Raw genomic sequence first — 26,819 nt, forward strand, 5'->3', positions numbered from 1 at the left:
ACGTACTGACATGAGGTATTTTTGATGCAGCCGCTTCACGCCCCCTTCCCCGCCACCCGCCTGCGCCGTACCCGCGCCACGCCTGCCTTGCGGGGTCTGGTGCGTGAAAACGCGCTTGCGGTGGGCGATCTGATCTGGCCCGTCTTCGTGCGCTCCGGCGAAGGGATCGAGGAACCCGTTCCTTCAATGCCCGGTGTCATGCGCCGCAGCGCCGATAGGGTGGTCAAGGCCGCGGCGGAGGCACATGCCCTTGGCATCCGCGCGATGTGCATCTTTCCCTACACCGGACCGGAAGAACGGACCGAGGATTGCGCAGGCGCATGGGATCCGCAAAACCACGCCAACCGCGCCATCGCCGCCATCCGCGCCGCCTTCCCCGACATGGCGATCATGAGCGACGTGGCACTCGATACCTACAACATCAACGGCCACGACGGGTTCGTGGAGGACGGCATCATCGTCAACGATCGCACGGTGGAGGCGCTGGTGAAGATGGCGCTGGCGCAAGCGGATGCGGGGGCCGACATCATTGGCCCATCCGACATGATGGACGGGCGCATCGGCGCGATCCGGGACGCGCTGGAACCGGCGGGCCATCAAAACGTCACCATCCTCAGCTATGCCGCCAAATATGCCTCGGCCTTCTATGGCCCGTTCCGCGATGCGGTGGGCGCTTCCGCCGCGCTGACGGGGGACAAGAAGACCTACCAGATGGACCCCGCCAATTCGGACGAGGCACTGCGCCTTGTCGCACGTGACCTGTCCGAAGGCGCCGACATGGTCATGGTCAAACCCGGCCTGCCGTATCTCGATATCTGCCGCCGGGTGAAAGACACCTTCGGCGCGCCCACCTTCGCCTATCAGGTGTCGGGCGAATATTCGATGATCAAGGCCGCCGCCGCAAATGGCTGGATCGATGAGGACCGCGTGATGATGGAAAGCCTGATGGCCTTCAAACGCGCGGGCTGTGACGGGGTGCTGACCTATTTCGCGCCCGCTGCCGCGCGGCTGCTGTCGGCCTGAACCGGATCAGGCGAACGCCGCTGCCAGCGCGAAATACAGCGGCACTGGCGCGACCGCGACCAGCACCGCCGCCAGATACCGTTGCACGGAAAACAACCGGCTGAAGCCTGCGACAAACGCAATGCCGCCGCCCCCGCCCAGGGCGGAATTGCCCGGCAGGTTAAAAAGCACGATCAGCGCCAGATAACGGTGCCTGAGCAGCCAGGGCACCCAGCGCACAGGCGCCTTGGCGCTCAGCAGGGCAAGACTTTCTTCCGGGGTCAGCTTTGCCATCTGATCGATGAACGCCTGCGCCCGGCGAAACCGCAGCAGCCCGAAGAACCGCGCCAGCGCATGCATCGGGATCAGCCGCCCCAGCGCGAACCCCAGGGTCAGGGCCAGCACCATCCCGACATAGACGATCAGCGCAAAGGGCGCGCCGAACAGCATCAACAGGGCAATCCCGATCTCTGCGCCGGGCACGAAGGGCAGCGCGGAGGTGACGACGAACACCGACAGGGAGATCATGATCATCCTGTTCACGCGCGCCTCGTTCTCCGGCAGGATTTCCAACATCTCGAAATGCGCCAACAGCCCGCTTGCGAACCACCCCGTGACCAGCAAGCCCAGATAGAGCAATCCAAGAATGATCCAGCGCGCGGTGCTCAAGGGCACCACCCCGGCAGCGGTCTGCGGCGTGCAGCGGCGGCCTGTTGCGCGGCCCCATCGCCCGTAAGTGCCGCGGTATCGGGCGCGCGTTGTCCGCGAAACACCAGCATCCGGTCAATCGTCCGATACCAGCGTTTCTTGGTCCAGCGCACGGCGACCTCCGCCTCCGCACCGACGATCCTGCCGTCATATTGAAAGACGCTGCCAGACCTGCCGACAAGTTCGCCGGTAAAGCGCACGCCATCGGGCGTGTGCCGGGTCTGGTAGGGGGCCGGATCGAAACCGCAGGCAAGGCATCTGCGCGACCAGAACACCCGGTCACTGAAATGCAGCTCCTCCTCCAGATCCAGATCGCCCTCGGGCCCGATCCGCCCGACAAAAACCATCCCGTCCAGCGCGCCGATGCCGTCAGACGGCGCCTCGGCCCGCGCGGCATCCCGGCAGAACAGGCTCAGCGCAAGAACAAGCGCCAGAAAAAGGGCCGCTGGATAGGGCATAAAGCCTCCCGCACAAAGGATGAACGGCAGAACTGGTGACGGAAAATACCCGTCGTCAGAGATTGTCTTCAGCGTCAGTCACATCAATGCCAAGCGCCTCAAGCCCGCTTTCCAGATGCTCCGGCAGGCTGGGGATCCCGGACAGATAGCTTTCCGTGGGCGCCGTCGCCTCGCGGCGGGCCTCTTCCTTGGCATACTCAAGCTCTTCGGGTTCAAAGCTTCCGCGTCCGATCCACATCAGCGCCACAAGGTTCGATTTTTCATCATCGTTGAGGCCAGAAATGTAATCTGACAGCTTCACACTCTCCGGGCCGTATTCGCGCGACAGGGCAATGACCCTGACAACCTTCCCGTGGCTGATTTCAAGCATATGACACGACTCCACGTCTGATGCGTGACCCCAGTGTGCCAGACAGGCTTGACCTTGAACAGCCCCGCCCGCAGCAGCACCATTTCGCCCATCCCGCCTTAGCCCATGACAAGGCGCGAAAAACCGCCTATGATATGGCACAAGCCGGGCAAACCGGCACGAGCAAGTATAACCGGCACACAAATCACAGGCAAAACAATGAGCAATCCGATCTTTTCACGGCGCGTCTTTACCATGGGCGCGCTGGCCTCCGTTGGGGTAACGGCGGCATGTGGCAACGGCGTGGGCAGTCGCGGCTCCCAGATGATCGACGCGCGCGTCGACGCCACACTGGCGGAGATGTACCGCCAGTTTCCCAACACGCAATCGCTGGCGCAGAAATCCACCGGGATGCTGATCATGCCGCTGGTCACCGAAGCGGGCTTTGGCTTTGGCGGTGCCTACGGGCGCGGCGCGCTGCGGGTCGATGACATCTCCGTCGATTACTATTCGGTGGCAAAGGCGTCGGGCGGCCTGCAGATTGGCGCGCAGCAATACGCGCATGTGCTGTTCTTCATGACCGAAGACGCGCTGACCAATTTCCGCCGGTCCCCCGGCTGGGCCGCGGGCGCGGATCTGGAGTATGTCATTTCCGATCAGGGCGACAGCGTGTCTGCCGACACGACCACCGTGCTGGCCCCGGTGCTGGCGGCGGTCTTTGGCCGCGCGGGCCTGCGGATCGGCGCGACGCTGGAAGGCACGAAATACACCCGGATCATCCCCTGATCCGCGTTTGCCTCGGCCTGCGTTAACGTGAGGAACACAGCGCAAGACGTTGATCTGACGTGAGTAACAAAGGGTTAACGCCTGTCCCCGCGGGGACAGGCGCGCCCGTTTGTCACCCGACGGCATTCAGGCGCTTGATCAGGCTGGAGGTATCCCAGCGTCCGCCGCCCAGCTTCTGCACATCCTTGTAGAACTGATCGACCAACGCCGTGACCGGCAGGCTCGCCCCGATCTCGTCCCCCGTAGACAGGCAGATGCCCAGATCCTTGCGCATCCAATCCACCGCGAAACCGTGGTCGAATTCATCGGCCAGCATCGTCTCGTAGCGGTTGACCATCTGCCACGACCCGGCGGCACCTTGAGAAATCACCTCGACCACGTCCGCGCCATCCAGTCCCGCCTTCTGCGCAAAATGCAGCGCTTCGGACAGCCCCTGAACCAGGCCTGCGATGGCGATCTGGTTGCACATCTTGGTCATCTGGCCCGCGCCACTGTTCCCCAGACGGCGGCAGATCTTCGAATAGACCTCCATCACCGGCAGGGCGCGGTCAAACGCGCCGGCCTCTCCGCCGCACATGATCGACAGCTGACCGTTCTCCGCCCCGGCCTGCCCGCCGGAGACAGGCGCGTCGACGAAACTGATTTGCAGGCCATCGGCAACGGCATACAGTTCTGACGTGACGGCCGCGGAAACGGTGGTGTGATCGACAAAGACACTGCCGGGGCTCATGCCCGCGAACGCGCCTTCCTCGCCCAGACAGACGGCGCGCAGATCATCGTCATTGCCAACGCAGGCCATCACGAATTCCGCGCCTTCCGCCGCCGCGCGCGGCGTTGCCGCCGCCGCCCCGCCGTAGGTGGCGACCCAATCTTCGCCCTTTGATGCGGTGCGGTTATAGACCGTCACCGCGTGCCCTGCCTTTTGAAGGTGGCCCGCCATCGGGCCGCCCATCACACCCAGTCCCAGAAATGCCAGCTTTGCCATGCGTGTTCCCATCGCCTTTTCTATGTCAATCAGTTGCGCTATTGCGAAGGCTACACCTAACACCCTGCGCGGGTTGGTCAATCTGCGCAGCCTTTTCGGAGCATGGCATGGCCCTCCTCTTTCGTTGGCTGGTACGGATTGCCGCCGCTTTGATCGTGCTGGGCGTGGCCACTGTCACGCTGGTCTATTGGTTGGCGTCCCGGTCCCTGCCGGACTACGACACCACCGTGCAGGTTCCCGGCATCGCCACCCCGATTGAGATCGTGCGCGACAACGCCAATGTACCGCATATCTTTGCGCAGAACGATGGCGATGTCTTTTATGGCCTTGGATTTGCCCATGCGCAGGACCGGTTGTGGCAGATGATCACCCTGCGCCGCACCGCGCAAGGGCGGTTGAGCGAGGTTTTCGGCACGCCGACGCTGAACGTGGACAAGCTGCTCAGACGGTTGGACATTTACACCCTTGCCGTACAATCGGTGGAGGCGCTGGACCCGCAGACACAGGATGCGCTGGACGCCTATGCCGCCGGGGTGAACGCGCGGCTGGACCAGATCAATACCGAAGCGCTGGGGCGTGGTGCGCCCGAGATGATGCTGTTCAATGCGCCCGTCGCCCCCTGGCGGCCTGCGGATTCGCTGGCGATCATCAAGCTGATGGGCTTGCAGCTTTCGGGGCATCTGGACGCGGAAGTGAAACGCGCGCGCGCCTCGCTGGCGCTGGAGGACGCGGACCGGCTGGTCGATATCCTGCCTGATGCGCCAGGGTCGGGCGTCGCGGCGTTGCCGGAATATGCGCAATTGTTCGAAGATGCGCCGCGCTTTGCCGCCAACATCCCGCTTGATCCACATCCCCTGTCCCCGTTCAGGCCGCTGGCGCTGGCGGGGGCGTCGAACGCCTGGGCCGCGGCACCGTCACGCTCTGCCTCGGGGGGGACATTGCTGGCCAATGATCCGCACCTGGGCTTCAGCGCACCGGCGATCTGGTATCTGGCCCGGATGCAGCTTTCCACCGGCGGCGTGATCGGCGGCACGATCCCCGGTGTACCGGTGATCCTGACCGGGCGCAGCGCCAATCTGGGCTGGGGTCTGACCAGCGCCTATGTCGACGATCAGGACGTCTATATCGAAGAGCTGAACCCCGACAACAAGAACGAATACCGCACCCCGCGCGGGTTTCGGGAATTCACCAGCCGCGCCTCGATCATCACCATCAAGGACGAAAACCCCGTCACCCTCAACCTGCTGTGGAGCGAGAACGGACCGGTCCTGCCCGGTACCCATTACAACCTTGCCGCCATCACCCCGCCCGGTCATGTGGCGACGGTGAACTGGACGCTGCTGTCGGCCCGCGACACCACGATGGCAGCGGCGATGGCGTTGATGCGGGCGCAATCGGTGGCCGAAGGGATTGCCGCTGGGGAAGCCTATATCGCGCCTGCGCAGAACCTGACGCTGGTGGACCGCGAAAACATCGCGATGAAGACGATCGGCGCGATGCCCCGCCGGGACGCGGCGCACCAGTCGCAGGGCCGCCTGCCCAGCCCCGGCTGGATCAAGGAAAACCGCTGGGAGGGGCGCCTGCCCTATGCCGCCAACCCCGAATTCGTGGCGCCTGCGGGCGGCATTCTTGGCAACACCAACAACAAGACCGTCGACCGGCCCTTTCCCAACCACGTGTCATTCCTGTGGGGCGACACGCAGCGGGTGCAACGCTGGCAGCGGCTGATGCAGAACCGGCAGGTGCACACGCGCGACAGTTTCATCGAAGCGCAGCTGGACACGGTCAGTTTCACCGCGCGGTCGCTTTTGCCGCTGATTGGCGCGGAATTGTGGTTCACCGGGGAGGCCGCCCCCGATGGCACGCCCGAGCGCCAGCGCCAGCGCGCGCTGACCCTGCTGGCGGGCTGGTCGGGGGAGATGAACGAACACCTGCCCGAACCGCTGATCTATGCCGCCTGGCTGCGCAGTTTGCAGGCGCGGCTGATACAGGACGATCTGGGACCACTGGCGGATGAGTTCGTCCAGGTGGAGCCAATCTTCATCGAACGTGCCTTTCGCAACGTGGAGGGGGCCGCGATCTGGTGCGACGTGCGCCAGTCCGCCCCGGTGGAAACCTGTCAGGACATGGCGAAACTGGCGCTGGATGATGCGCTGGTCTGGATCAACGAGACCTGGGGCGACAATCTGGAATCCCTGCGCTGGGGCGACGCGCATCAGGCGACCCATGACCATCAGGTATTGGGAGAGATCCCGGTGCTGCGGTATTTCGTCAACATCCGGCAGTCGACCTCCGGTGGCGACAACACGTTACAACGGGGCAAGACCAAGGGCAGCGGGCCCGATCCCTTTCACAACGTGCACGGCGCGGGCTATCGCGGGGTTTATGATTTCGCCGATCCGGATTCGTCGGTTTTCGTGATCTCCACCGGGCAGTCGGGGCATTTCCTGTCGCGGCACTACGATGATCTGGCGCAGCTGTGGCGGCGCGGGGAATATATTCCGATGTCGCTGGATGAGGGGCTGGCGCGGGCGGCCTCCGTCGGGGTCACAATACTTGAGCCGCAGCAGCGATGAACCGGGTGATCCTGTTCAACAAGCCCTATGGCGTGTTGTCGCAATTCACCGACAAGGGCACCGAAGGATCGGCGCGACTGACGTTGTCGGGATTCATCGATCAGCCGGGGTTCTATCCGGCAGGCAGGCTCGACAAGGACAGCGAAGGGTTGATGGTGCTGACCGACAATGGCGCGTTGCAGGCGCGGATCGCGCATCCGAAGTATAAGCGCGCCAAGACCTATCTTGTGCAGGTCGAAGGGGTGCCTTCAGAGGAGGCGTTGGAGGCGTTGCGCAAGGGGGTTGATCTGAAGGACGGGCGCACGAAACCTGCGGACGTGCAGCAGGTCGCGCCCCCCGATCATCTGTGGGAGCGCGACCCGCCGGTGCGCTTTCGCAAGACGGTGCCGGACGCGTGGCTGAAGATTGCCATCCGCGAAGGCCGCAATCGGCAGGTGCGCCGCATGTCGGCCCATGTGGGGCTGCCAACGCTGCGCCTGATCCGAACAGGTGTCGGGGATTGGCGGCTGAATGATCTGGCCCCCGGCGCGTGGCGGTGGGCGTCAGAGACGGGTGCCTAAGCCAGCGAGGCTGTGAACATCCGGGTCAGCCACACGCCTCCCACAGCCGTTGCCGCGGTCAGGAAGGTGCCCCAGGTCAGATCGGTGGCCACCATCGACCAGGACCAGTCCTTCATCACCGCAAGTGATGTAAATTCATAGGTGCCATAGGCCGCAGCCCCCAGAAGGGCCGCGTTGCCCGCCACCCACAGAAGGCTTTTGTCCTGCGCCAGCGCGGGATAGGACACAAACCACAACAGCACGACGACGTAGAAGGCGTAGAAGGCGAAAGCCGGGAATATGCGGATATCCTCCAGCAGCAGATGGCCGATGTGGCGGTCGAAGACCGGTTTGACGATATAGCCAAGGCCAAGGAAATCGATGCCGAGAAAGATCACGAAACTGGTTACGTAAAGAATAATAAGGGTCATTGTGTGCTCCTGTCTGGCGGGTCAACGCATCAGATGCGGCTGAGTTCGGAAAAGTTCGAAATTGTCGCACCTGAGCGTTTGGCAATCGCGGATCGTGGACGTTCCGGCGGGTTACAGACGCTGGTATTGCGCTTCCTGTTTGGCGGTCCAGCGGACGGTCAGGTTGAACCCTTCGTCGGTCTGGTCTTCGGAGACGACCACATCCTGATCGAACAGCCACGCGCGCTTGCGCCCCTCCGCAAAGGTCAGGATCAGGTCGGCGTCGCGGACAGCGCCCTGCAGGGCTTCGGCAACGGCGGATTGCAGCGTCTCCAGCCCCTCCCCGGTGATCGCGGACAGAGCCAGCACATGATCATCGCGGTCGGCCCGTTGCCGGACGGCATCGGCGCGGTCGGCGGGCAGCAGGTCAATCTTGTTCCAGACTTCAAAGGTGGGCGTGTCGGTGCCAACGCCCAGCGACGTCATGATCTCGCGCACGTCGGCGGCCTGTTCTTCGGTTTCCGCATGGGAGATGTCGCGCACGTGCAGGATCAGATCGGCGGCCAGTACTTCCTCAAGCGTGGCACGGAAGGCGGCGACCAGTTCTGTGGGCAGGTCAGAGATGAAACCCACGGTGTCGGACATGATGATTTCCGGCCCGTCAGGCAACGTGAGGCTTCGCATGGTGGGGTCGAGCGTGGCAAAGAGCATGTCCTTGGCCATGACGTCCGCGCCCGTCAAGCGATTGAAAAGTGTGGATTTACCGGCGTTGGTATAGCCCACCAGCGCGACAATCGGATAGGGCACCTTCGCGCGGGCGGCGCGGTGCAGGGCGCGGGTTTTGGTGACCTTCTCCAACTGGCGGCGCAGGCGCACAAGCTGGTCGTCAATGGCGCGGCGGTCCGCTTCGATCTGGGTTTCACCGGGACCCCCGACAAAGCCGAGGCCACCGCGCTGGCGTTCAAGGTGGGTCCAGGCGCGGACAAGGCGGGTGCGTTGGTAATTCAGCGCGGCCATTTCGACCTGCAGCACACCTTCGCGGGTGGCGGCGCGGTCGGAGAAAATCTCCAAGATCAGGCCGGTACGGTCCAGAAGCTTGACGCCCCATGCTTTTTCCAGATTGCGCTGTTGGACGGGTGTGACAGGGCCATCGACAAGGACGAGTTCGACCTCGTTTTCCTCCAACCGGTCGTGCAGGTCCTGTATCTTGCCCTTGCCGAAAAGCTTGCCGGCATCGACGCTGCGCAGTTGCACAACCTCCGCCCCGGCGACGTCAAGCGCGGGCAGCGCGCGGGCCAGCGACACGGCTTCTTCCAGCGCCGGACCGGGGTCACGGCGGTCGGGATTGGAGCGAATGTCAGGATGCAGCACCCACGCGCGGGTGATGCGGGGGCCGTCGGTATCATCAATCTGAAATTGCGCTTTGCTCAAGAAGCGTCTTCGCCCTCATACAGGCTGATCGGCTGGCTGGGCATGATGGTGGAAATGGCATGCTTGTAGACCAGCTGGGATTGGCCATCGCGGCGCAGCAGAACGCAGAAATTGTCGAACCACGTGATCACGCCCTGCAGCTTTACCCCGTTGATCAGAAAAATCGTGACCGGAACCTTGGTCTTGCGTACATGGTTCAGGAACGCATCCTGAAGATTCTGTCTGTCAGATGCCATATTTGCATACCTTTTATTCTTGCTGGCACCCGCGAACGGGGCCCCCCAACGGGTGTAAGTATGTCGTTACATCTGGGGAGTTTCCAGCAGATAATTCAGGGGCGTGGCAGAATTGACGCAGGGGCAGTATGTCACGGTTTCACGAACGCCATAGGTCCGGCGTCAGCAGCGCGATAATGGCCAGGGTTTCCAGCCGCCCCAGCACCATCGCGCCCGACAGGATTGCCTTGGCTGCAAGGCTGAGTTCGATCAGGCGGATCGGGGTGTCGCTGGCGTAATCCACCAGCGGGCCGGTGGTGGACAAGCTGGCCACCGACAGCACCAGCGCCTGATCGAATGAGGTGCCCGCCAGCGTCAGCAAAAGCGTAATGCCCGCCAGCGACAGGGCGAAAAGCATGAAGAAAATCCATGCGATGAAGGCACCGTTGCTTTGCAGCCGGCGGCCAGCGGCCCCTGCCCCGCTGACGGAATGGGGATGGACCAGCCGCTCCATCTCCCGTGCGCCGTTGAAATAGAGCGCGAAGACCCGCAACAGCTTGACCCCGCCCGCCGTCGTGGCCACGCCGCCGCCGATCAGCGCCAGACCCATGAGGATCAGCCCCGGTGTGGCCAGCCCTGACCAATCCTGCGCGGCCGCCCAATGTTCGGACACGAAGCCGGTCGTCGTCAGAAAGGACATTACGGTAAACACCGCCCCCCAGAGCGCATAGAAGGCTTTCGCGAGGTTGTCGCCTTCGTCGACGCCGAAGGCCCCAAGGAAGTGGCGCAGGAACAGCACCAGCGGCACGGCGACGACGATGAAAAGCCCGATGCGGAATTCGGGATCGTTGCGCAGCCCGCCTTGCGTGGCGGTCACCGTGTCCTTGGAAAACGTCAGCCGCGACAGGGCGAACAGCATGAAAAGCAGCATCACCGCTTCGCCGCTGGTGCCGATACCTGCGTTCTGCACCCCGCCGACGGGCGAGATGCCGGAGGTTGCCAGTACCGACATGGCATGACAGATCGCCACCAGCGGCCGGTCGCCGCCCGCCATCAGCAGCAGCCACAACAGCAGTGTCAGGCCCACGTAGATCGGCACCAGCGCCCGGCACACCCGCAAGAGCCGCGCGCGCGGGTCCGCCGCGACCGACCGCGCGCCCTGCCCGGTGTCACGGCGGCCCGGCTCTGCCTGTGCGGTGACCTCGAACCCGCCAAGGTGCAAAGGCGCAAGGATCGCCGAAGCCGCGACCCACATCAGCATGCCGCCCATCCAGCCCACCTGCGCGCGCCACAGGTGCAGCGTGTCATTGAGCCGCTCAGGGTCGCTGAACATCGTGGCACCGGTGGTGGTCAGCGCGCTGGTCATCTCGAAATAGACATTCACGAACCGGGTGGAGGGCAGCGCCTCAAGAAACGGCAGGGCCAGCATCACCGGCAGGGTCACAAAGGCCGCAAACAGCGACATCAGCGGCCCCAGCGCCCCATGGCGCGGTTTGCGCCCGGCGTGGGCGACGGCGATCAGCACAAAGGCGATGATCCCCAGCAGCCCCGCATAGAAAAACGCCCGCGCGGTGCTTTCATCATCCAGCACCAGCGCATGCAGGGCGGGAACCATCATGGACACCGACGCGATGCCGAACATCAGCAGGAACAGCGGCAGCGCCATCAGGTTTGCGCGGATATAGGGCTCGCGGGGCAAAGGCGCTCCTTGGCGTCAGAAAAAGTCGATGGAGACCTGCATCAATTGCTCTACCTGCTCCACGTCACCGGCAAGGGCGAAGACGGCGATGGTATCGCCTTCCTCGATGCGGGTGCTGCCGAGCGGGCGGATGATCTCGTCTCCCTTGCGGATCATGCCGACAAGGACCCCTTCGGGAAAGTCGATCTCCGATATGGTCTTGCCGGTGATGGGCGATGTCGACAGGACCTCGGCCTCGATCACCTCGGCCTCCGCGTCGCCGATGGAATAGACCGCGCGCACGCGGCCGTGGCGGATGTGACGCAGGATCGATGACACGGTGGTGGCACGCGGGTTGATATAGGCGTCAATGCCCAGCGGGGTCATCAGCGGCACCAGCGTGGGATCGTTCACCAGCGCGATCACGTAAGGGCAGCCTTCGGCCTTGGCACGCACGCAGGCCAGCATGTTGGTCTTGTCATCATCGGTCACCGCCAGCATGGCGTCGGCGCGCGAAATGCCCGCTTCGGCCAGCAGGGTGGCATCCAGCCCGTCACCATTCAGCACGATCGTGCGTTCCAGCGCTTCGGCGGCGCGTTCGGCGCAGTGGCGGTTCTTCTCGATCACCTTGGTGCGGATGCGGCGGGCGTCGGTTTCCAGCGCCTGTGCGACCGTCAGCCCGACATTGCCGCCCCCCACCAGCACCACGCGTTCCTGTTTGGAAGCTTTCTTGCCAAAGATTTCCAGCGTCCGGGGGATGTCATCGCGGTGGCTGAAGACATAGCAATCGTCACCGACGAAAAGCTGGTCCTTGGGTTCGGGCGCAAAAAGCGTGCCGTCCCGGCGGACCCCGACCACCACGGCACGCAGCGTGGAGAACAGATCACTGAGCTGGCGCAGGGGCGTGTTCACCACCGGGCATTCGGCGTCGATGGTGATGCCCAGAAGGTGTGCCTTGCCGCCCATGAAGGTTTCGGTGTCGAAGGACGCCGGGGCCGAAAGGCGCTGCAGGGCGGCCGCGGCGACTTCCTTTTCGGGGGAGATCACCACGTCGATGGGCATGTGATCGCGGCGGTAGAGATCGGAGTAGATCGCGTCGAGGTAAGACTGGCTGCGCAGGCGGGCGATCTTTCGGTTGATGCCGAAGACCGAATGGGCGACCTGACAGGTGACCATGTTGACCTCATCCGAGTGGGTGGCGGCGATGATCATCTCCGCATCCCGCGCCCCTGCCCGGTCAAGCACGTCCGGGTAGCTGGCAAATCCCGCAATCCCCTGAACATCAAGGGTTTCGGTGGCGCGGCGCACCAGATCGGCGTTGTTGTCGACCACGGTCACATCGTTGCGTTCGCCGCTGAGGTGGCGGGCGATCTGCCAACCCACCTGCCCTGCGCCGCAAATGATCACTTTCATGGCGTACCTTTTGCTTGCGCCGCGTTTCGCAGCCTTCGTTCGGCTGAATAGACGCCAAGCGCCCCGCTTGTGCAAGGGGCAAGCAAGGCGCCGTCCCCCAAGGTCATTTCGGGCGGTGATGCGTGGATTACCGCTGGTGCACACGTGTGCAAAAGCCTAGCCTGCGCGAAAGAATCCCCAAGGCCGAGCCTTTCCATGACCGATTTTCAAGACGCCAAGGCCCTCGTTCAGGCGCAGTACGCCGATCTGCTGGCCGCCACGACGCAGGATGTGGCAACGGTGCTGGCCCGGCGGATGACGGCGGATGCGCTGTGGCGCGGGGTCGATCCCTTTGGCGTGGTCGCGGGGCCGGACGCCGCGGCGGGCGCGTTCTGGGGGCCTTACCTGCGCAGTTTTGCCCATGTGAAGCGGCGCGAGGACATCTTTTTCGCCGGGCTGAACGAGATTGACGGTTTTTCCTCCGTCTGGACCTGTTCAATGGGACATCTGCAGGGGCTGTTCGATGCGCCCTGGCTGGGCATACCCGCGACGCGCAAGATCGCGATGCTGCGCTATGCGGAGTTCACGCGGGTTGAAGGTGGACAGATCGTGGAAGTGGCGTTTTTCTGCGACATCCTGCATCTGATGCGGCAGGCGGGGATCGTGGCGTTCCCCGACCAGACCGCGCAGCACCTGGTGCAGCCGGGGCCGCTGACCGGGGATGGTCGGTTGCTGACCCCGCAAGATGCGGCGGAGGGAGAGAAGACGCTGGCGCGGATCAACACCATGATCGGGTCAATCGATGCGGCCAACCGCGACCCCCGCGCCCGCACCCCGCGCGAGGAATTGCTGGAGAACTGGACCGAGGATTTCACCTGGTGGGGACCGGAGGGGATCGGCGCGACCTATACCATCGACCGCTATATCGAGCAGCATCAGGGCCCGTTCCGCCAGCACATCGCGGATCGTTCGTTCAACGGGCATCTGTGCCGGATGGCGGAGGGTACTTATGGCGCGTTCTTCGGCTGGCCGAACCTGACGATCACCAATGCCGGCGCCTACATGGGGGTGCCGGGCAATGACGTGCGCGCCGATCTGCGGGTGGTGGATGTGTACCGCCGCGAGGGAGAGAAACTGGCGGAGAACTGGATTTTCTTTGACACGCTGCATTGGTTGGGGATGCAGGGGGTGGATGTTTTGGGGGATTTGGGGGTTGGGTGAAGCGGGGGGTGGCGGACTATGCTGCCGTTTGCTGCGGTCGCGCCAATGGCAGCTCTGATCTATTTTAGAAGGCGGCCCAACCAAAACACGAGGGCCATGCTCATAAATACGAAAACGAACAATGCAGTGCGCAGCGCTTCTGTTGACGGGTTGACCAAACCGTGCTGCGCGAGAAAAAGAAGGTTCAGCACCAGATAAGCCGCCGCCGCAAGAGCAATGACCATGCGTGACCGTTTGCCCGCATTCAACACGCCGAAGATTGTGCCAGCGGCTATGATCAGGTTCGACGTGATGCGGATCGGTTCGACCTGCATCGTTGCAACATGGACTACGATATCCAGAATTTGCAGCCCGATCAGCAAACCCAACGGGATGAATACTTTTCTATCTGTTGGCATGATCGAAGATCCCACACACGATGGTGCGCAGAAGCTAGCTCAACGCCACCAACAGAAACAAGCCCGAAAACATCTATGCAAAATCTTGCGAAACAACCGCTCGCCTGCGCCGCAGCACCATGTAGGTTGGGCTCTCAAAGCGCCTTCGCCGCAATCTGCTTGAACGGCTGGTCTGGTACATGCGCCCTTTCGCTGCATCGTGTTCGAACCTAACAGTCGCGGGACGAAGTGAGCGTTCGCTGCAATTTAACGAAGGTCGGCTTCAACGATTGATCCGCCAAATTTCCTAGGCCACGAACCTGCGATCGGGCCTTTGTGGTTTTGACGATGCCAGTTCCAACCGGTCTGCTTCACACTGTTCGATCGCAAGGTCGCGATCCCACTTCCTGATCTCCTTTGCGGTGCGCCGCAGCTTGTCTTTCTTGCACTTGGCCAGATGCCGCCGCACCTCGCCGACCTTGAGGCATTCCCTCGCGGCTGGACCGTTGAGCGCAGCATCCGGCGTTTCTGCGGGGCCGTAGATGGCGGTCAACTCTCGTAGTTCCAAGCCTGTCAGCCCCTTTGTCACCATTGGCCCAAGCAACAATGATTCCGACAGGCAACCATTGGCCGTAACGACCTCGTGCCGCTCACAGGCAAAGTGAATCCATGTGATGGATTGTTTACCCTTCATGTGGCGAATGCCCGGCACGGACGTCAGGGATTTCGCCGGGGCAAAGGCCTCGGCCTTGAACCAGCCATCAAGTTGTCTGCCGCCACCGACAAACATCCGGTGCTGTGGCGACACGATCAGGTTCTGCGAGGGCAGCCCGCGCCCAAGCGCCCCGGCGGCGATCAGAACAGGCATGGTGTCCGGTTCGACCTGTTCAAGCGGATGATCACCACTGCGCATCCAGAGTATGGGTTGCGGGCCGTGATCCAGCGTGTTCACCATATCCCCCACCGACAATGTCTCGACCGCGCGCGGCCCGTCCGGCGTGTCGATCATCATGCCCGGGGCGTAGCAAGGTGGCGCAGCCGTTGGATTCGGCGTGCCGTTAATACTGCTGAAGGAAAACGTTCCTGCCGGATCGTTATTGTCGAAATCGTTGGTGGGATAGTTGGCCTCCATAAAGGAGTCATTGCCCAAGCCCTCAAGTTCGAAGACCGTTCCTGCCCCGTCGGTATACCCGGCAATTGCGTGGTCACCACCAACGAATGCGTCCTGGATATCCTCATAGATGTATTCGACGCGAAAATCGCCGCCGCCCAGATCCGTGAGCACGACCTGGAAGGAGTTTGCGGCACCGTCGTCGTCGTTGGAGTCGTTGGAATAGTTATAGGGCTCGACAGCGTCCCAGGTAATCGTGATCTTGCCGTTTGCAGTGTCGAAATCCCAGTAGACCTCGCCACCCTGACCGACATCAAGGTCAGAGTAGAAAGGCACAAGTGCAGGAAGATTGATGACGCCAAAACCGTCATCATTGTCGTTGTCGTGCGAACCCCCGAACGTGATAATGCCATTCACGCCAAGATAAAACTCGGTGTAGGTCGTTCCGAAGAAATTCATCCCGCCGTCGAAAACGGACGTGATGTCGATCTGAACATTGCCGTCATCGTTATCGCCGGAAAATTTGGGGGTCGTCGAAAACTTGTTTTCGCCATAGCCCGCAGGCCCGCCCAAACCAGAATTCATTGTTGCCATGATGTTCACCTCCAGTCGTCACGCGGGACGCTACGGGTCAGTGGCAAAAGGGTGATGAACGTCACAGGGAAAGCGCTGAAAATACGACCAGATTTCTTCAGAATCTTTCGAGTGTTTGAGGATCGCATTGGCCGACGGCGCTTTGCCTGCGATGCGCGTGAGGCACAAACAAAGCGCGCACCAATTCAACCAATCAATCGCGACATGTTGTCAGTTGCCGACATTCGGTCCGTATGCAGCATCAGTAGCTTTGGGGCTCAAACCAGGCCTTCGACACCCATCCGAACCCGTAGGGTGCGCATTTATTGCGCACCGTCCTTTGTCGCGGGTGAGCACCATCGGTGCGCAATAAATGCGCACCCTACCCGGCTTGCGCTTCAGCTTCTTCATCGACATGTGCGACGCGCACGCCGGCCTTGGCGGATGTCACGACCCCAAGCGATTTGAGCTTGCGGTGCAGCGCCGACCGCTCCATGCCGACGAAGTTCGCAGTGCGGGAGATGTTGCCGCCGAAACGGTTGATCTGGGTCAGCAGATACTCACGCTCGAACGCCTCGCGGGCTTCGCGCAGGGGGAGTGTGGCCAGCGCGCCGGACAGGACCACGCGGCCTTCGTCTTCGCCGTTGTCCTCTTCACCGGGGAGTTCGCGGGCCTCGATCGGGCCGGTGCCGTCGCCCAGGATCAGCACGCGTTCGACGAGGTTCTTGAGCTGCCGCACGTTGCCGGGCCAGACCATCGTCTGCATCAGCGCCACGGCATCCTCCGTCAATTCACGCTGGGGCAGGCCCTGGGAGGTGTTGCATTCCTTGATGAAGTGTTCGGCCAGCAGCGGTATGTCTTCGCGCCGGTCTTCCAGCGACGGGACAGCGATGGGGACGACGTTCAGGCGGTGGTAGAGTTCCTGCCGGAAGGTTTCGGCCGCAATCGCCTGTTCAAGGTCCTTGTTGGTGGAGGAAATCACCCGCAGATCGACGCGCACCTTGTCGTTGCCGCCCACGCGGGTGAATTGCTGGTCCACCAGCACGCGCAGGATCTTGCCCTGCGTGCCCAGCGGCATGTCGGCGACTTCGTCGAAATAGACCACGCCGCCGTGCGCCTGTTCCAGCAGGCCCGGTTCCACCCCCCGGTCGGCGGTTTCGCGGCCAAACAGCACTTCTTCCATGCGGTCGGGTTCGACGCCTGCGCAGTTCACGGTGACGAAGGGCGCGGAGGCGCGGTTGGAATTGGCATGGATATAACGCGCGGCGACTTCCTTGCCGGCTCCCGCAGGCCCGGTCAGCATCACGCGGCCATTGGATTTGGTGACCTTGTCCAGTTGCCCCACAAGCGCGCGGTAGGCGGCGGAGGTGCCCAGCATTTCGGCGGAGGTCACGTCGCGGCGCTTGAGCGAGATGTTCTCGCGGCGCAGGCGGGAGGTTTCCATGGCGCGGCGGATCACGACCAGCAACTGATCGATGTTGAAGGGTTTTTCGATGAAGTCATAGGCCCCCTGCTTGATCGCGGCGACGGCAATCTCGATGTTGCCGTGGCCCGATATGATCACCACGGGCACGTCCGGGTTATCGCGCTTGGCCGCCTTGAGGATGTCGATGCCGTCCATGCGGCTGTCCTTCAGCCAGATGTCGAGGATCATCAGCGCGGGCGGTTCGGCATTGATCGCGGCCATCGCGTCGTCGGAATTGCCAGCCAGCCGCGTGGCGTAGCCTTCGTCTTCGAGAATGTCCGAGATCAGTTCACGGATATCGCGTTCGTCGTCCACAATCAGGATGTCACTCATCAGTCGTCTCCAGGGTCAGCGGTTGAGGGGAATGGGCCAGCGGCAGGGTAATCACCGCCATGGCACCAAAGTGGTCTTGCCCGTCGAACACGGGCGCATTGTCGAGCGTGAGGCTGCCGCCGTGCTCTTCGATGATCTTCTTGACGATGGGCAGGCCAAGGCCGGTCCCTTCGCTGCGGGTTGTCACGTAGGGTTCGAACAGCCGCGCGCGGTCGGGCGGCAGGCCGATGCCGTTGTCGGCGATGGTCAGGCGCAGATTGTTTTCGCCTTTGGTCAGGGTCACACGGATCTGCGGCTCAAGATTGTCGGGTGGGTTCTTTTCCTTCAGGCTTTCAATGGCTTCACCTGCATTCTTGATCAGGTTCGTCAGCGCCTGCGAGATCATCGTGGCGTCCACCTCCACGTCTGCGGGGCCATCGGGCAGATCGGAGGTGATGCGCACGTCCGGCTGCCCGGTCTGTTGCAAAAGCACCGCATCGCGCACCAGATCGGTCAGGTCCTCGCGGGCGGTCTGCGGTTCCGGCATGCGGGCGAATTTGGAGAATTCATCGACGATGCGGCGCAGGTCACCGGTCTGGCGGATGATGACGCCGGTCATCTGTTCCAGTTTTTCGGCGTCGTCTTCGGGCAGTGTGCGGCCGAACTTGCGCCGGATGCGTTCGGCGGAAAGCTGGATCGGGGTGAGCGGGTTCTTGATTTCATGCGCGATGCGGCGGGCGACGTCGCCCCAGGCGGCCATCCGCTGGGCGCTGACCAGATCGGTCACGTCGTCAAAGGCCACCACGTAACCTTCGAGCCGGCCATCATCGGTGCGCCGGGTGGCCATACGCACCAGCAGGTTTTCCTGCGCGCCCTGCCGGGAGACCTTGACCTCGCCCTGCGCCACTTCGGCGGGGGTGTTGCGCAACTCATTGAACAGCGGTCCGAATTCCGGCACGGCAAGGGCCAGATCCAGCGATTGCTGGGTTTCCGACCAATCCAGCAGCCGCATGGAAGATCGGTTGACGAAGGTCACACGCCCTTCGGGGTCAAGGCCCACCACGCCCGAGGTGACGGAGGACAGGACGCTGTCGAACAGGCGGCGGCGGCGTTCGATCTGGCGGGTGTTGTCGAGCAGCGTTTCGCGCTGGCCGCGCAACTGCTTGGTCATCTGGTTGAAGTAGCGGCTGAGCATGGCGATTTCGTCATCGCCGTCCTCTTCCCGCACCCGCACATCGAGGTTCCCGGCCCCCACCTGTTGCGCGGCCCCGGTCAGACGCCCCACCGGCCCGGACAGGCGTTCGGCAAACCACAGGCCCAGCCAGACCGCCGCAAGGATCAGGATCACGGCAAAGGCGACATAGAGCAGCCCGAAGTTGAACAGGAGCTTGCCGCGTTCGGATTCCAGCTGTTGATAGAGCCGCACGGTTTCTTTGGTTTCATCCAGCAGCGACAGGATATCGCCATCCACATCGCGGCTGACGTAAAGAAACCTGTCCGCGAAGGATTCCATCGGCACCAGCGCGCGGAATTCGTTGTTGTCCCAGTCTTGAATGACCAGCAGGCCTTGCTCGCGCGCGTCGGCCAGTTGGTCAGGCGAAGGTGCTTCGTAATCAAAGAGGTATGAGCGGTCCCCGCGGGCGCGGATTTGCGCGGTGCCGTCGATCAGGTACGCCTCGCGCAGGCCGCGCTGGATCAGGCGCTGGCCTTCGCCCAGCAGTTCGGCATCCCCGCGCGGCACGCCTTGCCTGCGCGCGTTGTCGATGCTGCGCGCCAGCGCGGTGGCGTCGGCGGTGAGGTCTTCGCGCTGTTCGGCTTCATAGGCTTCGGCGGCGGCAAGAGAGTTGCCGACCACGCCGCGCACCCGGTCGGAGAACCACCCTTCAAGGCCCACGTTCACCGTCAGGCCCGCAAAGACCGCGACGGTCACGGTGGGGATCAGGGCCATCAGCGCAAAGACGCCGGTCAGGCGCAGGTGCAGGCGGGACCCGGCGGATTTCGCCCGCCGCGCCGCGATCAGGCGTGCGACCTGAGAGATGACGAGGGCAGCAACCACAAGGACATAGACAAGGTCGGTCAGCAGGATGAGGCGGAGTGCAAAGGTATCAGCCCCCTGCCCCAAGGGCCCCAGCACCAGATAGGTGACAGCCGCCAGAACAGGGCCAAGCACGACCAGTCCCAGGGTCGCCCAGTTGCGAAGGCGCTTGATGCGCCGCAAACGTCCAAGACGTTCAAGTGTGATCCTGCGTGCCCGGGTTGTCACCCGCTGCCCTCACCGATGATGTGGTGCATTGCTGCACCGACCGCCATATTTTGTGGTCCTGATCGGGAGGAGTCCCCCAATGGCCACGGTTATGTGGCGCTTTTACATCATCTTGCGCCCCCGTGTCACCTTAATATCGAGATCGGTGATCTTCTTGCGCAAGGTATTGCGGTTGATGCCGAGCAAATCAGCACATTTCGCCTGATTTCCGGCGGTGGCGGAAAGGGCGATTTCAATGAGCGGGGCTTCGATTTCGCGCAGGATACGGGCGTAGAGGCCCGGTGGCGGCAACATCGCGCCGTGCTGGTCGAAATATCGGCGCAGGTGGCGTTCCACGCTTTGGCCCAGCCGTTCGGTGTTGGCTTGCGAATGCAGCGGTTCTGCGGTGGGTTGCGCGCCCAGCACCTGTTCGGCTTCGATCTGGCTGATCTCCGCGGCGCGGCTGGTCAGGGCCAGTTGGCGCATGGCGTGTTCAAGCTGGCGGACGTTGCCAGGCCATGGGTAATTGGCAAAGACCTTGGCCGCCCCTTCGGACAACGCGCGCGTCGCGTTGCCAGTGTCACCGCGGCCCAGGAAATGCGCGGCGAGCAGTTCGATATCCTCCACCCGGTCGCGCAGGGCGGGGACATGCAGCGTGGCACCGGACAGGCGATAATATAGATCGCGGCGCAGCTTGTCCTCTTTCATGGCAGCGGCAAGATCGGATTGGCTGGTGGCCAGAAATCGCGGCGTGTATTCGCCCGGTGCATCCATCATGCGCACGATGCGGGCCTGGATTTCGGCGGGAATATCCGCGATTTCGTCAATCAGCAGCGTGCCGCCGCGCACACGGGCCAGCACCCGCGCGGGCCCTTCGAGGTCTTGCAGATCCCCGGCGGTCACGGTGACGAAAGGCAGGCTGCGCCGGTCGGAGAAGTCGTGAATCGCCCGCCCGATCAGCGATTTTCCGGTGCCGTTTTCACCCCAGATCAGGACCGGCAGATCGGTGTTCATCACCCGCGCCACCAGACGGTAGAGCGCCTGCATCACCGGGGTGCGTCCCACCAGCGGCAGATCATCGCGGTCCGGGTCGCTGGCGTCCGGCGTTGCGGGCCTGCGCGTGGGTCCCCGGCGGTCCAATGCGCGGGAGGTGCGTTTCATCAGGTCCGGCAGATCGAAGGGTTTGGGCAGGTAATCGAAGGCGTCCGCCTCCTCTGCCTTGATGGCGGTCATGATGGTGTTCTGCGCGGAGATCACGATGACCGGCAATTCGGGGCGGTCATTATGGATTTTCGGCAGCATTTCCAGCCCATTGCCATCGGGCATGGCCACATCCGTGATCACAACGTCGCCGCGCCCCTCGCCCACCCAGCGCATCAGGGTGGTCAGGCTTGAGGTCGCGTGCACCTTGCACCCCGCCCGCGTCAGCGCCTGCGTCAGAACGGTGCGGATCGTGCGGTCATCGTCCGCTACAAGGATAGTGCCATCCATGATTAGCTCTCCTTTTGGGGTACGGGGGGTTTGTCAGGATCAGGTGCGCGCGGCAGCGAGATGCGGAAGACCGTGCGCCCGGGCACGGAATCGACGGATATCCAGCCGTCATGTTCGGAGATGATCTTGCTGACCAGCGCAAGGCCCAGCCCGGTGCCGTTTTCGCGCCCAGACACGAAGGGGTCAAAGATATCGCCCTTGATGTTGTCCGGCAGGCCCGGCCCGTCGTCGATCACCTCAATCTGCAGGGGCAGCGATTGGCCGGAGCCATCGGCGCGCCGCATGCGGAAGGAATGTTCGTAATAGGTATGCAGGCAGATGGTGCCGCCGCCTTCGCCCGCCGCTTCGGACGCGTTGCGCAAAAGGTTCAGCACGACCTGCATCAGCTGGTCCTTGTCACCCCATGTGTGGGGCAAAGACGGGTCGTAGTCTTCCTTGATCCGCATCTGCGCACCAAAGCCCAGAAGCGCGGAACGGCGGGCGCGGTCCAGCACGTCATGCAGGTTGACCGATTGATGCGCAGGCGGGCTGAGGTTGCCGAATTGTTCAACCTGTTCAAGCAGTTTCACGATCCGGCGGCTTTCGGCGACGATCAGATCGGTCAGTTCCAGTTCTGTCGCCGGCAGGTTCATTGACAGCAGTTGCGCCGCCCCGGTGATGCCCGCGAGCGGGTTCTTGATTTCATGGGCCAGCATTTCCGCCATGCCGATGGCAGATTTGGCGGCGGATTTGACCGAATGACTTTGCGTCATGCGCCCCGCCAGTTCGCGTGGAGAGATCATCATCAGCATGTGATCCTCGGACCCGGCCACGGGGGCGATCTGCAGCGCGCATTGCAGCGGCGCGCGCTGGCCGGTGCCCACATCCACGTCATTGACGAACAGCGGCGTGCTGGTTTCGCGGGCGCGCGCGAAGGCGGGTTCCAACGGGTGATCGACGGCGAGGACGTCCCAGAGGGGCTGGCCTTCGATGGTCTTGATGGAGGCGTTGAAGAACCCTTCGGCGGCGGGGTTGGCATCCGCGATCCGGTCCTGCCCGTCGATAAGCAGGGTCGGCACCGGCAGGGAAGCCCAGATGCTGCGGTCTGAATTCATGCGGCGCTGGCCTGTGGGTGCGGCAGCATGGCGCTGCGGATCAGGCGCAGGGTGGTGTCGGGGCTGGCGGCGGTCAGCACCTGCTGGCGCAAGGCGGGCGGCGTGGCGCAGTGGTCCATGTACCAGCCCAGATGTTTGCGTGCGACCCGAGCGCCCAGCGGCATGCCGTAAAAGCCCAACAGGCCTTCGTAGTGGCGGGCGACAAGATCAGCGAAATCAGCGCCTTGGGGGATGTCGGGGGCGGGTTTGCCGTAAAGGTGGTGCGCGACTTCGGCCAGCAGCCACGGCTTGCCGCGCGCGGCACGCCCGATCATCACGCCGTCGGCCTTCGAGAGATCCAGCGCCTGCTGCGCGGTGGCGGCGTCGCAGATGTCGCCATTGGCGATGACGGGGATGTGCAATGCCTCTTTCACAGGGGCAATCGCCGCCCAGTCGGCGTGGCCCTTGTAGAACTGGCAGCGCGTACGCCCGTGGATGGTCACCATACGGATGCCGACGTTCTGCGCGCGTCTGGCGATATCGGCGGCGTTCAGCATCGCGTCATCCCAGCCGAGCCGGGTCTTGAGGGTCACGGGCACATCAACCGCCGCGACCACCGCTTCGATCAGGCGCAGGGCGTGATCGGGAGTTTTCATCAGCGCGGAGCCGGAGGCGCCTTGGGTCACCTTCTTGGCCGGGCAGCCCATGTTGATGTCGATCATCCGCGCACCCTGCCCCGCGACGATCCGCGCCGCTTCGGCCATGGGGGCCGCTTCGCGCCCTGCGATCTGAACGGCGGTGCCTGCGACCCCCAGACCCAGTTCGGCCTTTTCGCGGGTGCCGGGACGCCGGCACAGCAATTCCTGCGAGGCGACCATTTCCGACACCACCAGCCCCGCGCCAAAGCTGGCCACCAGCGCGCGGGTCGGCAAATCGGTGATCCCGGCCATTGGGGCCAGAAACACCGGCGGAGAGAGATCAAGTGGCAGGGCAGCCGCGGTCACATGCTTAATCCTTGTGCAGACGGCTCAGGTGTAGCCATTCCCCTGCCGTATCACAACAAAACCCGGGTCGAATTGCGGTGATACGCCGCTCATGTGCCACTTTTTTAGGCGATGTCGCGGATAACCCGGCCAAGGCCCGGCCGATATGCGGTTGCCATCCCTGTGGACGGGGTTGATAACCTGTCCGCAAGCAAGCAGCGGGAGACAAGCATGGACATTCGCACGGGCAACGGATTTGACGTGCATGCCTTCGGTCCCGGCGATCATGTGACCCTGTGCGGGGTGAATATCCGGCATGATCAGGGACTTGTGGGGCATTCGGATGCGGATGTGGGCATGCATACGGTTACGGATGCGATATACGGCGCATTGGCAGAGGGTGACATCGGCCAACATTTCCCGCCGTCGGACCCGCAGTGGAAAGGCACTGACAGCGCGGTCTTCCTGCGCCACGCGGTCGGGCGCGTCGCTGCACGTGGTTACAAACTGACCCATGTGGATTGCACGTTGATCTGCGAAAATCCCAAGATCGGCCCCCATGCGCAGGCAATGCGGGCGCGGATGGCGGAACTGCTGGGGATCGAGGTGGGGCGCGTGTCGGTGAAGGCCACGACATCCGAACGGCTTGGGTTCACTGGGCGTGGTGAGGGGATCGCCTGTATCGCCACGGCGACGTTGGTGGCGACATGATGGGGCTTGCGCGGATGATCGGCACGGTTCTGGGCACAGGCTATATCAAGCCCGCGCCGGGGACCTGGGGATCGCTTGTGTCGTTGCCCTGGGCCTGGGTATTGCATGTGATTGGTGGCCTGCCCCTGCTGGCGCTGGGGATTATCGCGGCGTTTCTCAAGGGGTGGTGGGCGACGGCGCAGATGACGCGCGGGCAGGAAGGTCACGACCCGTCCGAGATCGTGATCGATGAATTGGTCGGTCAGTGGATTGCGCTGCTGCCACTGTCCTGGGCGGCGTGGTCGATGGGGATCAGCATTCTGGCGATGTGGCCGGGCTGGATCGCGGCGTTCGTGTTGTTTCGGTTGTTCGACATCTGGAAACCCGGCCCCGTGGGTTGGGCAGACCGGCGTGGGGATGCGCTGGGTGTGATGCTGGATGACGTGATTGCGGGGGTGTTCGCGGCGATTGGCGTGCTGGTGCTGGCCGCGCTTTATCACGGGGTGTTGTGATGGTCGCGCAACTGCTGGCGCTGGCGATTGAAAAAGGCGTGATGGTGACCTGCGCTGAAAGCTGCACGGGTGGCATGGTGGCGGCGGCGCTGACGGATCTGCCGGGGTCCTCGGCGATGCTGGACCGGGGTTTCGTGACGTACACGAATGCCGCAAAGGTGGAGATGCTGGGCGTTTCCGAAGCAACGCTTGAGGCCCATGGCGCGGTGTCCGAAGAGGTCGCGCGGGAGATGGCGCAAGGGGCGTTGAAGCATTCGGACGCGCAACTGGCGGTGTCGATCACGGGGATTGCGGGCCCCGGCGGGTCGGATTTCAAGCCGGAGGGGCGGGTGTGTTTCGGGCTGGCGTCGGGCGACCGGGTTAATGTGGAAACGCGGGACTTCGGGCCGCTGGGACGCGACGCAGTGCGCGCAGCGGCGCGGGACCATGCCTTGACACTGCTGCTTGAGGGGATGAGGGCCCTGCCCTAACCCGCTGACAAGATGGAGATTAACGCGGCAAGGTCGTCGCCCTGCGTCGCCTGCCACAGCGCGTCCGCCTGTGCCTGACCCACCAGTGCGCTGGCTTTGCTGCGTAGTTTCGCCGACCGCGCATCCAGCGTCATCGGGGCCATCAGGTCATGGCGGAAGCGGCGCATTTCGCGGCCTTCCATGCTGATGAAGACCTCTGCCTGTGTTTCGGACAGGCGCGCATCCTCATTAACTCGCATCCGCGCGCGCAGGGCTGTGATGTCTGCATCCTGCGTGATGGCGTCCGTAAAACTGGCGATGGAGCCGGTGTCATGGCCCAGAAGCGCCATGGCGGCGGTCTGGGCATAGCTGAACTTGGCTTCCAGCCCGGTTTTGGGGTCCGTGATATTGCAGACGGACATCCAGCGGGGATGGGTGCGAATGCGGATTGTATCGATGCGGGCGAGGTCGATATCCGCGTCGCGCAGCGCTTCGAGCATGGCGTGCAGCCCGTGACAGCAGGCATGGAACTTGTGGCTGATCGACAGGATCTGCCAGGGAGATTTGCCCGGTGTCACCTCCGCCCCGGTCCCGTGGTGGGTCGGGCCGAAGCCCAAGGGACCCGCGAGGCCGTCGGCGGCGGCGGTCATCCCGGCCTGCCCCCAAAGCGTCGCCTCCACCCCGGTGCGGGCGGCAAGGCCCGCGTTGAGTGGCTTGGCCATGGTGCCGAACTGCGCCTTGATGCCCGACGCCATGGAGGCACACAGGCCAAGCGCATGGCGCATCTGGTGCTTGTCCAGCCCCAGAAGGCGCGCGCAGGCAAGGGTTGCGCCGAACGCCCCGGCGGTCGCGGTCTGGTGATAACCGATCTGGTAGTGATCGCGGCCCAGCCAGAGGCCCACGTGTATGGACGCCTCCACCCCCAGCGTGGCGGCGTGGACGGCGTCTTCCATCGGGGCGCCGACGTCCTGCGCCAGGGCGAGGACAGCAGGGACGACCGCGACGGACGGGTGGCCGATATGGGCGAAATGGGTGTCGTCGTAATCAAGCGCGTGGCTGAGCGTGCCATTCACCAGTGCGGCCGCCGCAGGGCCGGCGGTGCCGCCGCCGAAAACCGTGCAGTCGCCGCCGCCCCGGTTGGCGCGCACGAAATCGGTGAAGTCCGCTTCCCGCGCGCCCGCGATGCCACAGGCGGCCCAATCCATCAGCGACAGGCGCATCATGGCCTGCGCGTCTTGCGGTGGCGTCGTGCGGGCGAACTTCAGCAGCTGGTCGGTCAGGGTCGGCGGTTGATCAGCCATTGCCATAAAGCTTTCTGGCCCGCGCCTCGAACGCGCGCACGACGCGTTGCATCGCCTCGTTGAACACCACACCGATGATGCCTTGCAGGATCATGTTGCGGAATTCGAAATCCACGTCGAAATGCACCGTGCAACCGCCGGGGCGATCTTCAAAGAACCAGTTTGACTTCATGTACTTGAACGGGCCGTCAAGATATTCCGTATCGATCCTGCGCTGATCTTCCCACAAGAGTACGCGGCTGGTGAACCGTTCGCGGAAGACCTTGAAGCTGATCACCAGATCGGCCTCCATCAACCGGTGGTCGCCTTGCGGCTCATCGCGGCGAATGCGGGCGGCGGCGGTCCACGGCAGGAACTCTGGATAGCTGCCCACGTCTGCGACAAGATCATACATCTGTTGCGCGGTATAGGGGAGCGGGCGGGTCTCGGAATGGGTTGGCATTGGGGTCCGGGTCTGATCAAGTGCGCCCTATCTCACGGCTTTGGACCG

General features: G+C 63.3%; 25 protein-coding genes and 1 pseudogene. 8 read left to right on the top strand and 18 right to left on the bottom strand.

Annotated elements, in window-relative coordinates; all coding sequences use genetic code 11:
- Window positions 1-24: 24 nt before the first annotated feature.
- Entirely contained in the window at window positions 25-1,023 is a 999-nt protein-coding gene (gene hemB, locus AB4X18_RS18535; protein ID WP_370401468.1) for a porphobilinogen synthase, read from the top strand.
- A gap of 6 nt (window positions 1,024-1,029) precedes the next feature.
- Here hemB and AB4X18_RS18540 read toward each other — a convergent pair whose 3' ends face one another.
- From AB4X18_RS18540 to AB4X18_RS18550, 3 genes are read right to left on the bottom strand one after another with little or no spacing between them, the layout of a single operon-like run.
- Entirely contained in the window at window positions 1,030-1,671 is a 642-nt protein-coding gene (locus AB4X18_RS18540; RefSeq protein ID WP_370401469.1) for a hypothetical protein, read from the bottom strand.
- Complete coding sequence (locus AB4X18_RS18545; RefSeq protein ID WP_370401470.1) at window positions 1,668-2,168, bottom strand: hypothetical protein; 501 nt, start codon at window positions 2,166-2,168, stop codon at window positions 1,668-1,670. Before AB4X18_RS18545 ends, AB4X18_RS18540 begins: the two co-directional genes overlap by 4 nt.
- A 55-nt stretch (window positions 2,169-2,223) precedes the next feature.
- A complete protein-coding gene (locus AB4X18_RS18550) occupies window positions 2,224-2,538 on the bottom strand; it encodes a DUF3775 domain-containing protein (protein ID WP_370401471.1) in 315 nt (104 codons plus the stop codon).
- Window positions 2,539-2,736: 198 nt separating this feature from the next.
- Here AB4X18_RS18550 and AB4X18_RS18555 point away from each other — a divergent pair, with 198 nt between their 5' ends.
- Window positions 2,737-3,303 (top strand): YSC84-related protein, encoded by a 567-nt coding sequence (locus AB4X18_RS18555; RefSeq protein ID WP_370401472.1) that lies wholly within the window; start codon window positions 2,737-2,739, stop codon window positions 3,301-3,303.
- A gap of 112 nt (window positions 3,304-3,415) precedes the next feature.
- Here AB4X18_RS18555 and AB4X18_RS18560 read toward each other — a convergent pair whose 3' ends face one another.
- Window positions 3,416-4,288, bottom strand: a complete 873-nt coding sequence (locus tag AB4X18_RS18560) for an NAD(P)-dependent oxidoreductase (protein ID WP_370401473.1) — start codon at window positions 4,286-4,288, stop codon at window positions 3,416-3,418.
- A gap of 107 nt (window positions 4,289-4,395) precedes the next feature.
- On the opposite strand from AB4X18_RS18560, the gene AB4X18_RS18565 reads away from it, so the two are divergent.
- Window positions 4,396-6,864: a penicillin acylase family protein gene (locus tag AB4X18_RS18565; protein ID WP_370401474.1), complete on the top strand. Its 2,469-nt coding sequence runs from the start codon at window positions 4,396-4,398 to the stop codon at window positions 6,862-6,864.
- Window positions 6,861-7,424 (top strand): pseudouridine synthase, encoded by a 564-nt coding sequence (locus tag AB4X18_RS18570; protein ID WP_370401475.1) that lies wholly within the window; start codon window positions 6,861-6,863, stop codon window positions 7,422-7,424. The genes AB4X18_RS18565 and AB4X18_RS18570 overlap by 4 nt, the downstream gene beginning before the upstream one ends.
- Here the strand turns inward: AB4X18_RS18570 and AB4X18_RS18575 are convergent.
- The 5 genes from AB4X18_RS18575 to trkA all read right to left on the bottom strand — a co-directional run bounded on the left by AB4X18_RS18575 (window position 7,421) and on the right by trkA (window position 12,550).
- Complete coding sequence (locus AB4X18_RS18575; protein WP_370401476.1) at window positions 7,421-7,834, bottom strand: DUF2177 family protein; 414 nt, start codon at window positions 7,832-7,834, stop codon at window positions 7,421-7,423. The two genes, AB4X18_RS18570 and AB4X18_RS18575, sit on opposite strands and share 4 nt — an antisense overlap.
- 111 nt (window positions 7,835-7,945) lie before the next feature.
- Window positions 7,946-9,244 carry a GTPase HflX gene (hflX, locus tag AB4X18_RS18580; RefSeq protein ID WP_370401478.1) on the bottom strand — a complete coding sequence of 433 codons (1,299 nt, stop codon included), beginning with the start codon at window positions 9,242-9,244 and terminating at the stop codon, window positions 7,946-7,948.
- Window positions 9,241-9,480 (bottom strand): RNA chaperone Hfq, encoded by a 240-nt coding sequence (hfq, locus tag AB4X18_RS18585; protein WP_007119530.1) that lies wholly within the window; start codon window positions 9,478-9,480, stop codon window positions 9,241-9,243. Before hfq ends, hflX begins: the two co-directional genes overlap by 4 nt.
- 139 nt (window positions 9,481-9,619) lie before the next feature.
- A complete protein-coding gene (locus AB4X18_RS18590; protein ID WP_432817439.1) occupies window positions 9,620-11,125 on the bottom strand; it encodes a TrkH family potassium uptake protein in 1,506 nt (501 codons plus the stop codon).
- Window positions 11,126-11,173: 48 nt separating this feature from the next.
- Complete coding sequence (gene trkA / locus AB4X18_RS18595) at window positions 11,174-12,550, bottom strand: Trk system potassium transporter TrkA (RefSeq protein WP_370401479.1); 1,377 nt, start codon at window positions 12,548-12,550, stop codon at window positions 11,174-11,176.
- A 195-nt stretch (window positions 12,551-12,745) separates the two neighbouring features.
- Here trkA and AB4X18_RS18600 point away from each other — a divergent pair, with 195 nt between their 5' ends.
- A complete protein-coding gene (locus tag AB4X18_RS18600) occupies window positions 12,746-13,750 on the top strand; it encodes a nuclear transport factor 2 family protein (RefSeq protein WP_370401480.1) in 1,005 nt (334 codons plus the stop codon).
- 59 nt (window positions 13,751-13,809) lie between these two features.
- Here the strand turns inward: AB4X18_RS18600 and AB4X18_RS18605 are convergent, their stop codons facing one another.
- The 7 genes from AB4X18_RS18605 to dusB all read right to left on the bottom strand — a co-directional run bounded on the left by AB4X18_RS18605 (window position 13,810) and on the right by dusB (window position 23,398).
- Window positions 13,810-14,118, bottom strand: a complete 309-nt coding sequence (locus tag AB4X18_RS18605) for a hypothetical protein (RefSeq protein ID WP_432816894.1) — start codon at window positions 14,116-14,118, stop codon at window positions 13,810-13,812.
- A gap of 316 nt (window positions 14,119-14,434) precedes the next feature.
- Window positions 14,435-15,832, bottom strand: coding sequence for a Hint domain-containing protein (locus AB4X18_RS18610; protein WP_370401482.1), 1,398 nt, complete (start codon window positions 15,830-15,832; stop codon window positions 14,435-14,437).
- 361 nt (window positions 15,833-16,193) lie between these two features.
- Complete coding sequence (locus AB4X18_RS18615) at window positions 16,194-17,609, bottom strand: sigma-54-dependent transcriptional regulator (RefSeq protein ID WP_432816895.1); 1,416 nt, start codon at window positions 17,607-17,609, stop codon at window positions 16,194-16,196.
- Window positions 17,602-19,851 (bottom strand): ATP-binding protein, encoded by a 2,250-nt coding sequence (locus AB4X18_RS18620; protein WP_432816896.1) that lies wholly within the window; start codon window positions 19,849-19,851, stop codon window positions 17,602-17,604. Before AB4X18_RS18620 ends, AB4X18_RS18615 begins: the two co-directional genes overlap by 8 nt.
- A gap of 102 nt (window positions 19,852-19,953) precedes the next feature.
- Window positions 19,954-21,321, bottom strand: coding sequence for a response regulator (locus tag AB4X18_RS18625; RefSeq protein WP_370401484.1), 1,368 nt, complete (start codon window positions 21,319-21,321; stop codon window positions 19,954-19,956).
- A gap of 2 nt (window positions 21,322-21,323) precedes the next feature.
- A complete protein-coding gene (locus AB4X18_RS18630; RefSeq protein ID WP_370401485.1) occupies window positions 21,324-22,415 on the bottom strand; it encodes a two-component system sensor histidine kinase NtrB in 1,092 nt (363 codons plus the stop codon).
- A complete protein-coding gene (gene dusB / locus AB4X18_RS18635) occupies window positions 22,412-23,398 on the bottom strand; it encodes a tRNA dihydrouridine synthase DusB (RefSeq protein WP_432816897.1) in 987 nt (328 codons plus the stop codon). The genes AB4X18_RS18630 and dusB overlap by 4 nt, the downstream gene beginning before the upstream one ends.
- Window positions 23,399-23,530: 132 nt before the next feature.
- On the opposite strand from dusB, the pseudogene ispF reads away from it, so the two are divergent.
- The 3 genes and pseudogenes from ispF to AB4X18_RS18650 all read left to right on the top strand — a co-directional run.
- Window positions 23,531-24,088: pseudogene (ispF, locus tag AB4X18_RS18640) on the top strand (2-C-methyl-D-erythritol 2,4-cyclodiphosphate synthase); the annotation flags it as partial.
- Complete coding sequence (locus tag AB4X18_RS18645; protein WP_370402667.1) at window positions 24,088-24,579, top strand: phosphatidylglycerophosphatase A family protein; 492 nt, start codon at window positions 24,088-24,090, stop codon at window positions 24,577-24,579. The pseudogene ispF and the gene AB4X18_RS18645, both read left to right, overlap by 1 nt.
- Window positions 24,579-25,049: a CinA family protein gene (locus AB4X18_RS18650; RefSeq protein WP_370401486.1), complete on the top strand. Its 471-nt coding sequence runs from the start codon at window positions 24,579-24,581 to the stop codon at window positions 25,047-25,049. The genes AB4X18_RS18645 and AB4X18_RS18650 overlap by 1 nt, the downstream gene beginning before the upstream one ends.
- Here AB4X18_RS18650 and AB4X18_RS18655 read toward each other — a convergent pair.
- On the bottom strand, window positions 25,046-26,329 hold the full coding sequence (locus AB4X18_RS18655; protein WP_370401487.1) for an MmgE/PrpD family protein: 1,284 nt from the start codon (window positions 26,327-26,329) through the stop codon (window positions 25,046-25,048). The two genes, AB4X18_RS18650 and AB4X18_RS18655, sit on opposite strands and share 4 nt — an antisense overlap.
- Window positions 26,322-26,771 (bottom strand): type II toxin-antitoxin system RatA family toxin, encoded by a 450-nt coding sequence (locus AB4X18_RS18660; protein WP_370401488.1) that lies wholly within the window; start codon window positions 26,769-26,771, stop codon window positions 26,322-26,324. Before AB4X18_RS18660 ends, AB4X18_RS18655 begins: the two co-directional genes overlap by 8 nt.
- Window positions 26,772-26,819 lie beyond the last annotated feature (48 nt).

This window comes from Sulfitobacter rhodophyticola (assembly GCF_041281685.2).
Taxonomy (GTDB): domain Bacteria; phylum Pseudomonadota; class Alphaproteobacteria; order Rhodobacterales; family Rhodobacteraceae; genus Sulfitobacter.

What these genes read in the sequence shown, in the direction of transcription:
- AB4X18_RS18550 (WP_370401471.1), bottom strand. Translation starts at nt 2,538, where the DNA reads ATGCTTGAAATCAGCCACGGGAAGGTTGTCAGGGTCATTGCCCTGTCG.
- AB4X18_RS18570 (WP_370401475.1), top strand. Translation starts at nt 6,861, where the DNA reads ATGAACCGGGTGATCCTGTTCAACAAGCCCTATGGCGTGTTGTCGCAA.
- AB4X18_RS18610 (WP_370401482.1), bottom strand. Translation starts at nt 15,832, where the DNA reads ATGGCAACAATGAATTCTGGTTTGGGCGGGCCTGCGGGCTATGGCGAA.
- hemB (WP_370401468.1), top strand. Translation starts at nt 25, where the DNA reads ATGCAGCCGCTTCACGCCCCCTTCCCCGCCACCCGCCTGCGCCGTACC.
- AB4X18_RS18545 (WP_370401470.1), bottom strand. Translation starts at nt 2,168, where the DNA reads ATGCCCTATCCAGCGGCCCTTTTTCTGGCGCTTGTTCTTGCGCTGAGC.
- AB4X18_RS18560 (WP_370401473.1), bottom strand. Translation starts at nt 4,288, where the DNA reads ATGGCAAAGCTGGCATTTCTGGGACTGGGTGTGATGGGCGGCCCGATG.
- AB4X18_RS18590 (WP_432817439.1), bottom strand. Translation starts at nt 11,125, where the DNA reads ATGGCGCTGCCGCTGTTCCTGCTGATGTTCGGCATCGCGTCGGTGTCC.
- AB4X18_RS18575 (WP_370401476.1), bottom strand. Translation starts at nt 7,834, where the DNA reads ATGACCCTTATTATTCTTTACGTAACCAGTTTCGTGATCTTTCTCGGC.
- AB4X18_RS18650 (WP_370401486.1), top strand. Translation starts at nt 24,579, where the DNA reads ATGGTCGCGCAACTGCTGGCGCTGGCGATTGAAAAAGGCGTGATGGTG.
- AB4X18_RS18660 (WP_370401488.1), bottom strand. Translation starts at nt 26,771, where the DNA reads ATGCCAACCCATTCCGAGACCCGCCCGCTCCCCTATACCGCGCAACAG.
- AB4X18_RS18645 (WP_370402667.1), top strand. Translation starts at nt 24,088, where the DNA reads ATGGGGCTTGCGCGGATGATCGGCACGGTTCTGGGCACAGGCTATATC.
- trkA (WP_370401479.1), bottom strand. Translation starts at nt 12,550, where the DNA reads ATGAAAGTGATCATTTGCGGCGCAGGGCAGGTGGGTTGGCAGATCGCC.
- AB4X18_RS18615 (WP_432816895.1), bottom strand. Translation starts at nt 17,609, where the DNA reads ATGAGTGACATCCTGATTGTGGACGACGAACGCGATATCCGTGAACTG.
- AB4X18_RS18625 (WP_370401484.1), bottom strand. Translation starts at nt 21,321, where the DNA reads ATGGATGGCACTATCCTTGTAGCGGACGATGACCGCACGATCCGCACC.
- AB4X18_RS18655 (WP_370401487.1), bottom strand. Translation starts at nt 26,329, where the DNA reads ATGGCTGATCAACCGCCGACCCTGACCGACCAGCTGCTGAAGTTCGCC.
- AB4X18_RS18565 (WP_370401474.1), top strand. Translation starts at nt 4,396, where the DNA reads ATGGCCCTCCTCTTTCGTTGGCTGGTACGGATTGCCGCCGCTTTGATC.
- hfq (WP_007119530.1), bottom strand. Translation starts at nt 9,480, where the DNA reads ATGGCATCTGACAGACAGAATCTTCAGGATGCGTTCCTGAACCATGTA.
- AB4X18_RS18630 (WP_370401485.1), bottom strand. Translation starts at nt 22,415, where the DNA reads ATGAATTCAGACCGCAGCATCTGGGCTTCCCTGCCGGTGCCGACCCTG.
- AB4X18_RS18555 (WP_370401472.1), top strand. Translation starts at nt 2,737, where the DNA reads ATGAGCAATCCGATCTTTTCACGGCGCGTCTTTACCATGGGCGCGCTG.
- AB4X18_RS18600 (WP_370401480.1), top strand. Translation starts at nt 12,746, where the DNA reads ATGACCGATTTTCAAGACGCCAAGGCCCTCGTTCAGGCGCAGTACGCC.